The following is a 14,288-nucleotide window of genomic DNA, read 5'->3' as shown; positions in this document are numbered from 1 at the left end:
CGTTCCCCCTTTCAGATCAGTCCGGCTTTTTTGAATCCCTCGATCAGGCGCTGAGGCGTCAGAGGAATTTCATTAAATGCCACGCCGGTCGCATGAAGAACTGCATTACGGATTGCAGGAGCTCCCGGAATTGCAGGCGGCTCGCCTAAAGCTTTGTTTCCGTATGGTCCCATGGGGTCGTCCAGTTCCACAAAATCTGCCTGGATATCCGGTGTATCCAAAGCTGTCATCAGCTTGTAATCCAGAAGGTTGCCATTTAACGGCCGTCCTGTTTTTTCGTCCAGAACAAGCTGCTCGCTTAATCCATAGCCCATACCCATGGACATACCTCCGTGAACCTGCATCTCGGCAAGCTGCGGATTCAGAAGCTTTCCGCTGTCATGGACATTGATGATGTTAAGGATCTGTATCGTTCCAAGTTTCATATCCACTTCCACTTCTACGAAACAGCAGCCTGTGGCAATGGTATTTTTCTTGATCTGTGTGGACACCTCTGCTGTCAGAACAGAAGAATTGCTGAGGCTGTAATAGGCTTCCTGTGCCAGCGCTTCCAAAGACAGTACCTGTTCATCTCCTGCGTAGATCCAGCCATGATCCAGAGACAGTTCTCTTGTTTCCTGCTCCGGAAGTAGAGTTTTCGCATAATCCAGGATTTTTTCCAGAAGCTGTTCCGCACATTGCTTCACAGCCGTTCCTGTAACAAAGGACTGTCTGGATGCATAGGCTCCGGTATCAAACGGTGTCACATCTGTATCCTGTACTGTGACAATGTGAACATTCTCCACATCCATGTGAAGTGTCTCGGCTGCCATCTGAGAAAATACCGTATCTGCACCCTGGCCGATCTCTGTAGCTCCCAGCTGAAGCTGAACGCTTCCATCCTGATTCATGGAAAGACGGGCGCCTGCAATTTCCAGAGAAATCGGCCACACACCTGTCTTATAAGAAAACAGAGACACGCCGACACCACGCCTTACAGAGCCGGTCTGGTGTGCATATTCTTTTCGCTTTTCATCCCAGTGAATATACTCCGCGCCTTTTTCCAGACACTGAAAAATTCCGTTTGTATTGGCTGCAATAGGTTTCAGATACTCATCTTCATAATATCCCTGGATCAGATTTTTCCGCCGGAACTCAAGAGGATCCATATGGATCTCTGCTGCCACGTCATCCATCAGGCATTCAATGGCAAATGCCGCCTGAGGAATTCCATAAGCGCGCATGGCCCCGGCTGTAGGCGTATTGGTATAAATAGTATATGCCTCGCCTCTGGTGTTGGGACAGGCGTACTGAAGTCTCCATGCAGTAAGACCATTGGCTGCAATGGCATGGCCATGAGATGCATAAGCTCCCTGACTGGAATATGCCTTCATGTCTTTTGCAAGCAGGCGACCTTCCTTATCCACGCCTGCTACAAGGTCATACTCAATGGAATGACGGGTTCTTGTATTACAGAAAGTTTCCTCTCTGGAAACCTCAAGTTTCACAGGACGGCCTCCTACCTGAGTAGTAAGAAAGGCATTCAGCGGCTCATACAGCACATCCTGCTTATTTCCGAAGCCGCCTCCGATATACGGTTTGATCACCCTTACTTTGCCCCAGGGGATTCCCAGAGCCTGTCCGATCACACGACGGACAATATGAGGGATCTGTGTGGAAGTAACCACAACGATCCGTCCCTTTTCCATATAGGCAAAGGATATGGGATTCTCTATATGACAGTGCTGGACAATGGAGGTCTTATAGCTTCTTTTAACAACTGTCTCAGACTGTTCCAGACCTTCGTCCACATTCCCGATAAAAAAGTTGGAACGGGCAAGTACATTATCTTTTTTATCAAAATGAATAGGAGGATTGCTTCCGTACATGGATTTTCTTGGATGGATCTCCACAGGATACTCCTCGTATTCAACCTTGATCAGCTTCAACGCTCTGGATGCAGTTACTTCATCCTCTGCCACAACAGCAGCAATGTCATCCCCATAATAACGGATGCGTCCTGTAAGGATATTTCTGTCTGCAATATCCTGATGAGCCGGTTCCACCGACCAGGGATGTCCCGGTGTGGGATAACAGTGATCCGGCACGTCTTTAAAGGTAACTACCTTTACCACTCCGGGAAGCGCCTCTGCTTCGCTGGTATCAATAGATGTAACAATCCCGTTTCCTATGGTGGAGTGAAGGACCTTGGCAACCAGAGCACGGTTGAGAATCAGGTCATCTGTAAATTTTGCTCTGCCTGTAACTTTTTCATAAGCATCTACTCTTGGAATACTTTTTCCAACCATTTCTTCACCTTCTTTTCCTTTTCTGCATAAATTTTCCCAGACTGCCTGAGATTTTCCCTGAAGCTTCTTAAAAGTATGGAAAAAGCCAGACTGCGTCCAGGGATTGTGTGTTCCCCTCAGGACGTATGTCCGGCTCCGAACCATGCTACTTTCTTATAATATGTATCCTGAGTCAGAATAAGAACATCAGGAACCATTTCCTTTCATTTATTTTAACATATTATAAGGTTTTTTTCCATTAATTTTTGGCATTTTTTATTAAATTATTTTGAAGTGACCGTTACGTTCACAGAGCACTATCCCACAAAATATTTTAACATACATACCAAAATATCAGGATATACAGGTCAAAATACCATCACCGGAAATGACAGTATTTTGACCAGATCACTGTGAACATTAACCGATAATCCCTCTTGTATCTCTGATTACATTCCGCGGGCACTTCACTGCACAGTTTCCGCAGGCAAGACAGAGTTCATCATTGATCACCGCCACACTGTCCTTAACCTCCACAGCATCTGCAGGACAATTTCTGGCACAGATCCCACATCCGATACAACTTGCCTCACAGGCCTTTTTTGCAGTAGCTCCCTTATCCTTATTGGAGCACTTTACAATAAACGGATTGTCTGTGAGATGAATATGGATGATTTCCTGAGGACAGGCTTTCACACAAAGCCCACAGCCGATACACCTACTTTCATCAATTTCAGCCACACCGTATTCATTATAGTAGACTGCATTCTTTCTGCACGCCTCGATACAGGAGGAACAGCTCATACAGCCGTATGCGCAGCTGTGGCAGCGTTCCCCGCCGTCACATGCTACATAAGCTGTTTTTTTCGGAAATCTTGCCATAGATCATTCCCCCTTTTTCTTTCTCTCATACGGCGTATTCACAAGCGGAAGGCTGGTGCGATACTGTCCATCATATTTATAGTAAGCTCCTGCAATAGCCGGTGCAGTAGGAATGGAAGTGATCTCTCCGATGCCGATCGCTCCCTCAGCTACCTTTAAGCCTTCTTTTTCTACAATGATACTTTCTACCTCCGGAACCTGATTTGCTCGGAAAAGTCCCAGCGTTCCATATTTATTCTGAGGTTTGCAGTCTTTCAGTCCATACTGCTCTGTCAATGCAAAGCCTGTGGACATAACTACTCCACCCTCAATCTGACCTTCTACGGAAAGTGGATTCACTGCCCGTCCTACATCATGAGCTGCCACTATTTTTTCGATTTTTCCGTTTTTATCCAGGATACACACCTGGGTTGCATATCCATAAGCTACATGGGAAACAGGATTTTTTACATCAGAGCCCATGGCATCTGTCTTGGCAAGATATTCGCCCAGATATTCCTGCCCTTCCAGTTCTTCAAGGTTTTTATGAACAAGCTCTTCTTTCAGCTTTTCACAGGCACGTCGGCAGGCTTCCCCTGTAACAAGAGTCTGTCTGGAGCCGGAAGTAGTTCCTGAATCCGGCGCATTATATGTGTTGGAGGCATCATAATAAATCTGTTCTCTTTTTAATCCCAGCTTTTCTGATACAATCTGCACCAGCACCGTTCCGATTCCCTGCCCGATGCAGGAGGCTCCTGAATGGATCTCTACTTTTCCGTTGTGAACATACAGTCTGCAGCGTCCCCAGTCCGGAAGTCCAACGCCCACACCGGCATTTTTCATGGCGCAGGCAATTCCTGCGCAGGGGTGACTGTCATATACTTCTTTTACTGCTTCCAGAGTTTCTGCAAGTCCGGTGGACTCATCTACCAGCTGACCGTTTGGAAGTTCCTGCCCCGGACGGATCGCATTGCGATAACGGATCTCCCATGGAGAAATGCCAACCTTTTCTGCCATTTTGGTAAGAAGCATTTCCACTCCGAAACAGGTCTGAGTAACACCAAACCCACGGAAAGCTCCGGCAGGGGGATTATTTGTATAATATGCTTTTCCGTCAATATCAAAATTCTGATAATTATAAGGACCGGAGGCATGAGTACAAGCCCTCTGAAGTACGGGACCTCCCAGAGAAGCATAAGCTCCTGTGTCTGCGATCACAGCCGCCTTCACGCCCTGAATGATTCCGTTTTCATCACAGCCCATGGTAAATTCCATATCCATAGGATGACGTTTTGGATGGATCAGAATACTTTCTTCGCGGGTAAGCTTTACCTTTACCGGACGTTTGGTAAGATAGGCTATCATGCCTGCATGATGCTGGACAGTTACGTCTTCTTTTCCTCCAAATCCGCCGCCTACCAGTTTATTTCGCACCTTTACTTTTTCAGCCGGAAGTCCCAGAAGCGCCATACATTCATGCTGAGTATCATACACGCCCTGATCCGTGGAATAAATGATCACTCCGTCCTCTCCGTCCGGCTTTGCCACAGCACACTCAGGCTCCAGAAATGCATGCTCTGTCCATGGCGTCTGGAATTTTTCCGTAAGCACATAGGCGGAACCGGCAATGGCTTTTTCTGCATCGCCACGGTGTACATGCCAGTGAGCCAGTAGATTTCCATCTTCGTGAACCAGAGGGGCATCCTCTTTCATTGCCTCATATGGATCACGCACCATGGGAAGTTCTTCATATTCTACTTTAATCAGCTTTTTGGCCTTTTCCACAATTTCCGGTGTTTCTGCCGCAACAAGAGCAACCGCATCTCCCAGATAATGTGTAATCTTTCCAACAGGGATCAGTCCGTCCCAGTCCCGTTTCAGATGCCCCACCTTTACGTTTCCGGGAATATCCTCTGCTGTAAAAACTCCGATCACTCCGGGCAGCGCTTTTGCCTTTTCCGTATCAATGGATTTTACCAGAGCTCTGGGATAGGCGGAACGAAGAGCGCTTCCGTAGATCATGTTCTCCTCATAGATATCATCCGGATACTGACCATATCCCAGAACTTTTTCACGGACATCCACTCTGGGCACACGTTCTCCGATCTTCCAGGTGTACTTCTGACTTTCCGGAAGCCCCTCTCTTTTATATTTTGCAGCAAGGAGAATACCGTCTATGATCTTTTTGTAGCCTGTACAGCGACAAATATTGTTACGGATCGCATAAGCCGCCTGCGCGCGGGTAGGATCCGGATTCTGGTCGATAAGTCCCTTGGCGCTGATCACCATGCCGGGAATACAAAAACCGCACTGCACTGCCCCTGCTTCCCCGAATGCACGATTATAAATTTCTTTTTCTTCCTCAGAAAGTCCTTCCACAGTTATAATATGCCTGCCCTCCATCATAGAAAGGGAAGGGATACAGGCCTTCTGCGCTTTCCCGTCAATCAGTACATGACAGGTTCCGCAGGCGCCCTCGCTGCATCCGTCTTTTACTGAAGTAAGGTGAAGTTTATCACGGAGAAAACGAAGAAGCTTCATATCCCGTTCTTCCTGATATTCTTTTCCATTTACATAAAAACTGAACATAACCTTCCTCCTGACATATATTCAGCACGAGCGCATCCCTGCACAAATCACAGAGACACGCTCTTTTTCACTTCATTTCAGATCCTGTAATTATTTAAACAGCAGATAGGAATAATCCTCGATCACTGCGCAGATCAGCGCACGGATTCCACCCGGTACCTTATCTTCCAGATCATCTGCTCTGCAGTCTGTTACATTTCCAAGGAATCTTACTTTACATTCCTTTGTTTCTGCATTCAGCACAGCAAATCCGTCATTTGTGCTGTCATCCATATCCTCCGGTTTTGCAAACAGTGTAAATTTATCTTTGTAAGGAGCGCTTGCATACGGACAGAAAGTCTTGCAGTTTCCGCACTCATTACACATATAATCTACATGGATCACCTGAGCCATTTCCATTCCGGGTACTTTCACAGAAATATTTGCTCTGTTCGGACATACGTCCACACAATTCTCACATACCTTGCTGCAGGAAAGACATCTTTCACTTTCTTTTGCAGCGTCCTTCTCCTCTTTCAGAACACCTTTCTTTTCATAGCACTCTGCTTCGGTACCTGTAACTGCTCTCTCAGAAACAACTTCTCTGCCAAGAATAGCTTTGGCAACAATCTGTGCGTCGCGAATGGCTTCCACGATAGTTGCAGCGCCTCTGGCTCCGTCGCCGGCCAGATATACGTCTTTTACGCTTGTTTCCAGAGTTTCCTGATCAAGTTTTGCTTTTCCTCTTTCATTTACATTGATACCGTTGGCCTCATAAAACTCTGTAGGAACTTTTTCTCCAACAGCCACGATCACAGTATCTGCAGGAACTTCCACGATCTCGTCTGTTTCTGTAACCCCTGCTCTTCCGGAAGCGTCCATTGCACCAAGCTCCATCTTCTTGCAGATAAGAGTTCCGTTTTCAAGGCTCACCGGAGAAAGAAGCTCTTTAAACTCGACGCCTTCTTCCAGAACCTCCAGAAGTTCATCCTCTGCTGCCGGCATGTAGCGTTTTGTTCTTCTGTAGACCAGATATACATGCTCTACGCCTTCTGTGCGCTTCGCTGCTCTGGCTGTATCCATAGCTGTGTTTCCACCGCCGATCACAACAACATTCTTTCCAAGATCTACTTTTCCATCATTTGCCTTAAAATCAGCAAGGAATTTAAGGGCATTCACTGTTTCGCCTTTTTCCAGCTTCAGTGTTCCCGGTTTATTTGCGCCTGTAGCAACGATCACTGCATCATAGCCCTGTGCTTTTACATCAGCCACAGATGTGATCTCTGTATTTGTGCGGATTTCTACGCCCATCTTCTCAATAAAGGAAATGTCTTTGTCAATAGCCGTTTCAGGAATACGGAATCCCGGGATCACATAACGGATCACGCCTCCAAGCTTTGCTTCTTTTTCAAAAACTGTTACAGAAGCGCCTGCTCTTGCCAGGAAGTAAGCTGCAGCAATGCCTGCCGGGCCGCCGCCTACAACAGCAACTTTCTTGCCGCAGTTCTCTCCGGCACAGATCTCGCCGATCACTTCATCATAACCGTTCTCCGCTGCCAGAAGTTTTGTTCCGCGGATATTTACAGATTCATCGTAGAAGTTTCTGGTACATTTGTACATACAGTTATGCGCACAGAGAGTTCCGGTGATAAACGGAAGCGCATTTTTGTCAAGGATCACACGAAGTGCGTCCGCATATTTCTCCTCTCCTGCAAGTCCAACATATTCCGGAATATCCTGATGAATTGGACATCCGCCCTGGCACGGAGCAAAATAACAGTTCAGAAGCGGAACTTCCTCCTCATTTTTTCTGTCAGGAAGAGGTTTGATATTTTTTACATGGTGAGGATCTTTCTTTGCTTCTTCAGCCAGTTTTTCAAGGGCCTCCACGTCAATTCCATCCCATGGTTTCACTCCGTCAGTCATAACCTTTTCTGCCATCTGGGAGAATCTCTGGTATCCTCCTGTTTTTAAAATAGTTGTTGCAACAGTTACCGGCCATACGCCACATCCAACGATCCGGTCAATATTATAAAAATCTGCTCCTCCGGAATATGCGATACGGAGCTTTCCGTCAAATTCTCTGGAAAGCTTTGCAGCCAGAGAAATAGATAACGGGAACAGAGCCTTTCCTGACATGTACATTTCTTCGCTTGGAAGCTCGTTTCTGGTTACATCTACCGGGAAAGTATTTGTGATCTTCACACCAAATGCAAGCCCCAGTTCGTCTGCCAGCGCCTGAAGACGTTTAAACATCGGAATGGCGTCTTTATACTGCAGATCATCCAGGAAGTGGAAATCACCGAATACCATGTAGTCATAGCCCATTTCATCCATGGTCTTTCTGGCAAACTCATAGCCCAGAAGAGTAGGATTGCATTTGATAAATGTATTCAGATGCTTTTCTTTGTAGAGATGAGTTGCAATGCTTTCGATCTCATTTGGAGGACATCCGTGCAGGGTGGAGATTGTTGCAGAATTGCAGATCTCTGACGGAATCGCTTCAATATCCTCTTTTGTCACATGCTCAAACAGATCCACATGGTCAAGAAGCCATGATCTGCACTCTTTAAACACCTCTGTATCCTTAGCTTCCTTCATGCAGTTGATAAAAGTATCTATTTTTTCTTCTTTAATACCTGCAAGGTCATAACCTACGGAAATATTAAACTGGAAGCCGTCTGTTCCTCCAAGTCCAAATTCCTTTGCTATTACATGAAGAATAAACCATGCTTTAATATATTCTCCCATTGCCTGGGGCACATAGAGTTCTGTGGACCACTCACAGTTATAGCATTCGTCCTCTGCAAGGATACAGGGACGGTTAATGCAGGCTGCCAGCTCTTCGCCGTCCATTTTCTGAACAGTTTTCAGCTCAAAAAATCTTGCTCCCGCATAATAGGAAGCCACAATATTCTGAGCAAGCTGTGTATTTGGACCTGCTGCCGGTCCGATCGGCGTCTCGAGATTTCTTCCGAAGATCTCCATATCCTTTGTCGTATCTGCCTGATAAGCTCTGTGTACGCCGAATACAGTTCCTTTTTCCTTATGTTCTGTTAAAACCCAGTCCATTAACTGTCCAAAAGACATACAGGTCATTTTTTCACTCATAATTATCCTCCTGTCATCCGGTCTCTCCGGTCATTTTTCTTATTTTCCAAAATTGATGTCATCTGCAAGCTCTTTTGCGGCCTGACGGCAGTCGGCCATAATCTTCGCCTCGTCACACACAAGAACTTCACGGTCTTTCATCAGAACCTCTCCGTTACATACCGTAGTCTGAACCATGCTTCCGTTTACACCGAACAGAAGATGACCGTTGGTATTGTCTGCCCGCATTGGTGTCAGCGGATCATATCCGATCACAATCACATCTGCTGCTGCTCCCGGCTTCAGAACGCCAAGCTCTTTCTTAAAGTAACGGTTTGCAATTTTTGCATTGCCTTCAAAAAGCATCTGAGGAACTTCTCCCCATGCAGCATTAGGATCACAGAGATGATGTTTGTGAAGAACGTTTGCCACTTTCCAGGATTCCATCATATCATGAGTATATCCGTCTGTTCCAAGTCCTGTAACGATTCCTTTGTGTACCAGAGCCATGGTAGGAGGACATCCGCAGGCATTGCCCATATTGGATTCCGGATTATGTACCACCATTGTGTCTGTGTCTTTAATAAGATCCATTTCATGCTCATCAATGTAAATGCAGTGACCCAGAAGTGTTTTGGGACCCAGAATATTCCAGTCATAAAGGCGGTCAACAATACGTTTTCCATGTTCCTTCAAGCACTGATGAAGATCATAAATCCCTTCTGCAACATGGATATGATAGCCAACGCCTTCCGGTTTCAGCTCGTTACACAGCTCCATTGTCTTATCAGAAATCGTAAAGGATGCATGCATACCCATCATTCCGGCGATCATATCGCTGTCATCAGAAAGAGCATGTTTAATAAAGTTTACGTTTTCTATAACAGATTCTCTGGATTTTTCCATTCCGTCACGATCTGAGATCTCATAGCAGAGACAGGTACGGACTCCCAGATCTCTGGCTGCTTCCTCAATGGCATTTAAGGAACCTGTAATATGTCCAAAGCTTGCATGGTGATCAAAAACAGTTGTCACACCGTTTTTAATAGAATCGATATAAGTAGCGTAAGCGGAAAGCTTTGTCTGTTCCAGTGTCAGATGACGGTCAATGGTCCACCACTGTCCGTCCAGAATATCCAGAAATCCCTGAGGATTGTATCCTTTGATACTTAGTCCTCTGGCAAAAGAGCTGTAAATATGTTCATGGGCATTGATAAATGCAGGCATGATCACTCCGCCCTTTGCATCAATAAACTCTGCATCCGGATAAGCTTTTTTAACATCCTCCGTTTCGCCTACCATAACGATAGTACTGCCATCCATTGCCACTGCACCGTTCTCATAAAAGGTATTGGACGCATCTCGCGTAATCATTCTTCCATTTCCAATTATCTTCATATTAAATCCTCCCTGTCTTGTAACAATCTGCCAACTGCACACAAATTTCATCCTGTCATTTTAGGAATTTTATACCATTAATGTACCATATTTTTTCCTGTATTTCAATAGTAAATCCAAAAACATTTTTTGTATCAAAAAGTTTTTGTATATCAACTGTTGTCTGCTTTTCAGACCCATATAAAATCAATCTCCAGATCCATTATTTTTCTTCTGCAAAATCTTTTTTATGATAGTATTCCCGGAATTTCCCTGTAATAAAAAAACTGTTCCGACAGATATTCCATGTATTTTCCCATAGAATATCTTGCCGTAACAGTTTTACATCTCTTTTATTAATTCCAGAACTTTTCTGTTCTGATTCCAAAAAACCGGATCTGCCTTCACCTGATATCCGCACCCGTTTTTTAAATGCCAGCCGTAAAAATCTCTTTCCGGCCTTCCGTAAGCCTCCATAACGTTCATAATGGTCCCTCCGTGAACCACCACTGCCGCCCGGCTGATGTCACTGCAAAAGCAGTCCGTTACAACTCTCCGGAACCCTTCCAGAGTCCGTTCCCGAAATTCCTCTCGGCTTTCTCCACCTGGAAAAGGCAACAGGCCACCGCTGTCTACCCAGGCCTGGTAATCCGTATTTCCGGATAATTCCAGATAGTTTTTGTTCTCAAAAGCTCCAAAATCACACTCTGCAAGCTGATCTATGATCCTCAGCCTTTTTCCCGGAAACAAAAGCTCTGCTGTTTCTCTGCACCGTACAAGAGGACTTACAAACACAGCTTCCGGATCCGGATAAGAAAATGTTTTCAGCTTCTTCCTTCCCTCTTCACACAAAGGTTCGTCTGTTTTTCCAATATATCTCTGATGTCGGTTCCCCTCTGTCATTCCATGTCGGATCAGCCATATCTCAGTCATGTTTGATCACCGTACCAATACCGCAGACCACCCTTGTAACTTTTCTGCTGCCGGAAGCAAGCTGTGTACACACCCTTCCCACAGCTTCCCGGTAAGCCCTCTGAAAAGCATCCACAGGAACCACTCCGTATCCAACTTCATCCGATACCAGAATCACCTCCGGATTTTTCCGGATCAGCTCCTCGGCCAGATCTGTCACGGAAATTCCTGCTTCCATTTCTTTTTTTATAAATTCATGAAATCCTATAACGCCTCCGGCGGAAAAAAGTTCTTCTCTGGAGATCTCCTTACCATTGACCCAGGAAATTTCCGGATACATTTTTTCTGCATAGGATGCCTTTCCCTGAAAAGCGCCTCCAATTACCATTTCCATACTCGTCCTTCTCCTTTATCTATACAAGTATCACACGCAGCACTGCTGTCACCAACGCCATTGCCAGTTCGCAGAGACAGAGGAACCATCCGGAAAGATCCCCTGTGGTTCCGCCGAAGTATTTCATCGCCATATGCCTGTAATATACAAAAACTCCTGCTGCCGCCAGAAAAGCCGCTGTTCCCATAACCGGTTCTGTCCAGATCATAAGCGCCGCAAGAATGATCAGATAACAGATCAGGGTGTTTCGTACCGGAATGTCTTCCGATTTTTTTGAGAACTCTGCCACAGTTCCATCCTCTCTGGCCTTTGGAAGCGTGATCACACCCAGTCCGGAAAGGCATCTGGATACCATAAACCCAAAAGCAACGACCACCATCGCCTGTCTGTCAAAACAGATTTCACTATAGGATCCGAACCAGCAGAGGAAATAAACGCCTGCCGTAATCACCGCAAACGCACCTGCATTGGAATCTTTCAGGATTTCCAGTCGTCTTTTTCTCTCCTGCCAGGAACTCAAAGCATCCGCAGTATCCAGAAGTCCATCCACATGAATCCCTCCTGTGATCAGCATAGGAAGCACTGTCAACGCCACAGAAAGAAAAGTCACATTAAATCCCAGATAGCCGGCAAGCCATGCCGCAGCCAGGGAAACCAGCCCGATGACCGTACCGATAAAAGGAAAAAAGCAGAACATATACTTCATATTTTCCTTTGTCCACTCTGCCTGAGGCACCGGGATTTTTGAAAACATGGCAAATGCGATCTTAAAACTGTTCCACAGACTTTTCATGAAGGTCCCCTCCTTTTTTATGATATACGGGAATTCCATAGACAACCTCCACAACCGAATCTGCCATTTTTCCCAGACACTGATTGATATTTCCAAGTACCCTCTGGTAGTCTTCTGTTTCCCCCTCATAAGAAGCGGCCTCAGAAAAAATCTCATTTGTTACAACAACAAGATTTTCTGCCTGTGATTTCAGATTTCGGATTCCCTTCAGAATTTCCGCCTCTGTATTTTCATGAGCGCCATCTTCTCGGAAAATCTCATTTGCTACAAGATTGGACATACATTCCAGAAGCACCGTGCAGCCTTGCGGGAGTCTGACCCGAGAAAGTCCTGTATAACATTCCACTGTGTCAAAACCTTTTCCAGAGCGCATATCCCGGTGTCTTTTCACCCGTTTCCTGCTCTCCTCATCAAAAGGATACATGGTGGCAATATAAACTCTCGGTATTTCTCCGCAGGCAATCACGCAGTCCTCGGCAAAAGCAGATTTGCCGCTTCCGCTTCCACCTGTTACCAGAATCATCATTTATACCAGCTCCTCATACTGATCTACTTTAATTTCCTCAAAGGTACTCATAGATTCATAAACTGCAAGCCCCATATCAATAAACGGGAAAAGAGCCACTGCTCCGCTTCCCTCTCCCAGACACATTTCCCCATGGATCACGGCTTCTTTGCCAAGAGCTTCCAGGATCATGGCAGCCGCAGGCTCTCTGGATACATGGGAAGCGATCATATAATCTCCGGTGAGAGGGCAGATTCTTTGCGCCACAAGGGCAGCCACACAGGAAATAAAGCCGTCGATCACAACCGGGATCCGGTAAGCAGCGCCTCCAATAAACACACCTGCCATTCCGGCAATATCCAGACCGCCTACTTTTGCCAGCACATCCACAGGATCAGAAGGGTCCGGTTCATTGAGCTTTACCGCTCTTTTAATCGCATCGATTTTTCTCTTCAGCCCCTCGCCGGAAAGCCCTGCGCCACGACCGGTCATTTCCTCAACAGATCTGTCCAGAAGAACTGATGCCACAGCGCTGCTTGTAGTGGTATTCCCAATTCCCATCTCTCCTGTGGCGATCAGGCGGTATCCCTGGTCTTTCAGCCTTCTTACCATCTCAATACCGGCCTCGATCCCCTGTACCGCTTCCTCATAAGTCATGGCCGGCTCTTTTGCCATATTGCAGGTTCCCTTCATAACTTTCAGATCAGCAGGCACCTTTGTATCCGAAGCCATGCCCACATCAACAGGAAACACATCTGTCCTGCACTGTCTGCACATCACACAGGCAGAAGTATCCCCCTTCAGAAAATTTTCTGCCACAATGGCAGTTACTTCCTGTCCGGTCTGGGTCACGCCCTCTTCCACCACACCGTTATCTGCACACATGACAATCAGAGCCCTTTTATCCAGATGAATATCTGCGGAACCGGTAATGCCTGCGATCTGCATTACGATCTTTTCCATTTTTCCAAGTGAATGAAGAGGTTTGGCTATACTGTCCCATCTTTTCTGCGCGGCACAGACCGCCTCCTGATCAACAGCGCAAATCTGTTTTTTCGCTTCTTCCAACGTCATTTTTCCGACTTCCCTTCTGTATTCTGTTTTCCTGTTGTAAAAACAAAAAATTTACTGAATATGTAGTTGAGAGCCAACACAATAAACTGCGTGATAAATTTTCCCATCATATCATCCATATGCAGGATCTCCACCAGAAGCCATACGCCTCCCACCTCTATGACCATCGTTACAAGACGGGCGCTGATAAACTTCATAAAAGGCCGGACATGATCCAGCAAAGTCTCACATTTGTCCTGAAAAACAAACTTCGAATTCACCACATAGGCAAAAAGAATCGCCGCAATAATAGAAATGACATTTGCAACAGTAAGCTGCACTCCGCATTTTCTCAGAGCATAAAAACTTACAAGATTTACCAGGGTGGTACAGCCCCCAAAAAACACATATCTTATCACATCATTCCCGTACAGCCGGGTAATCATTTTTCTGATCTTTTCCATTTTT

The 14,288-nt window shown here is 45.9% G+C and carries 11 protein-coding genes; all 11 read right to left on the bottom strand.

The window, feature by feature from the left end:
- Positions 1–11: 11 nt before the first annotated feature.
- The 11 genes from xdhA to LU279_RS07660 all read right to left on the bottom strand — a co-directional run bounded on the left by xdhA (position 12) and on the right by LU279_RS07660 (position 14,284).
- Positions 12–2,288 carry a xanthine dehydrogenase subunit XdhA gene (xdhA, locus tag LU279_RS07710; protein WP_274421996.1) on the bottom strand — a complete coding sequence of 759 codons (2,277 nt, stop codon included), beginning with the start codon at positions 2,286–2,288 and terminating at the stop codon, positions 12–14.
- Between the two features lie 399 nt (positions 2,289–2,687).
- On the bottom strand, positions 2,688–3,149 hold the full coding sequence (locus tag LU279_RS07705; RefSeq protein ID WP_274421995.1) for a 4Fe-4S binding protein: 462 nt from the start codon (positions 3,147–3,149) through the stop codon (positions 2,688–2,690).
- Positions 3,150–3,152: 3 nt separating this feature from the next.
- Positions 3,153–5,717, bottom strand: a complete 2,565-nt coding sequence (gene xdh / locus LU279_RS07700) for a selenium-dependent xanthine dehydrogenase (protein WP_274421994.1) — start codon at positions 5,715–5,717, stop codon at positions 3,153–3,155.
- 90 nt (positions 5,718–5,807) lie between these two features.
- Positions 5,808–8,807 carry a putative selenate reductase subunit YgfK gene (ygfK, locus tag LU279_RS07695; RefSeq protein ID WP_274421993.1) on the bottom strand — a complete coding sequence of 1,000 codons (3,000 nt, stop codon included), beginning with the start codon at positions 8,805–8,807 and terminating at the stop codon, positions 5,808–5,810.
- A gap of 39 nt (positions 8,808–8,846) precedes the next feature.
- Positions 8,847–10,184, bottom strand: coding sequence for a putative aminohydrolase SsnA (ssnA, locus tag LU279_RS07690; RefSeq protein WP_274421992.1), 1,338 nt, complete (start codon positions 10,182–10,184; stop codon positions 8,847–8,849).
- A 321-nt stretch (positions 10,185–10,505) separates the two neighbouring features.
- On the bottom strand, positions 10,506–11,096 hold the full coding sequence (locus tag LU279_RS07685; RefSeq protein ID WP_274421991.1) for a histidine phosphatase family protein: 591 nt from the start codon (positions 11,094–11,096) through the stop codon (positions 10,506–10,508).
- Positions 11,089–11,469, bottom strand: coding sequence for a bifunctional adenosylcobinamide kinase/adenosylcobinamide-phosphate guanylyltransferase (locus LU279_RS07680; RefSeq protein WP_274421990.1), 381 nt, complete (start codon positions 11,467–11,469; stop codon positions 11,089–11,091). The genes LU279_RS07685 and LU279_RS07680 overlap by 8 nt, the downstream gene beginning before the upstream one ends.
- A gap of 19 nt (positions 11,470–11,488) precedes the next feature.
- On the bottom strand, positions 11,489–12,262 hold the full coding sequence (gene cobS / locus LU279_RS07675) for an adenosylcobinamide-GDP ribazoletransferase (protein WP_274421989.1): 774 nt from the start codon (positions 12,260–12,262) through the stop codon (positions 11,489–11,491).
- Complete coding sequence (locus LU279_RS07670; RefSeq protein WP_274421988.1) at positions 12,237–12,788, bottom strand: bifunctional adenosylcobinamide kinase/adenosylcobinamide-phosphate guanylyltransferase; 552 nt, start codon at positions 12,786–12,788, stop codon at positions 12,237–12,239. The genes cobS and LU279_RS07670 overlap by 26 nt, the downstream gene beginning before the upstream one ends.
- Positions 12,789–13,841, bottom strand: coding sequence for a nicotinate-nucleotide--dimethylbenzimidazole phosphoribosyltransferase (gene cobT, locus LU279_RS07665; RefSeq protein ID WP_274421987.1), 1,053 nt, complete (start codon positions 13,839–13,841; stop codon positions 12,789–12,791).
- Positions 13,838–14,284 (bottom strand): GtrA family protein, encoded by a 447-nt coding sequence (locus tag LU279_RS07660; protein WP_274421986.1) that lies wholly within the window; start codon positions 14,282–14,284, stop codon positions 13,838–13,840. Before LU279_RS07660 ends, cobT begins: the two co-directional genes overlap by 4 nt.
- Positions 14,285–14,288 lie beyond the last annotated feature (4 nt).

Origin of the sequence: Blautia sp. XA-2221 (assembly GCF_028767025.1) — a bacterium.
In the GTDB taxonomy this organism is placed as follows: Bacteria; Bacillota; Clostridia; order Lachnospirales; family Lachnospiraceae; genus Blautia_A.
Note: the sequence above shows the minus strand (reverse complement) of the source record. Positions and strands in the feature narration are given on the sequence as shown.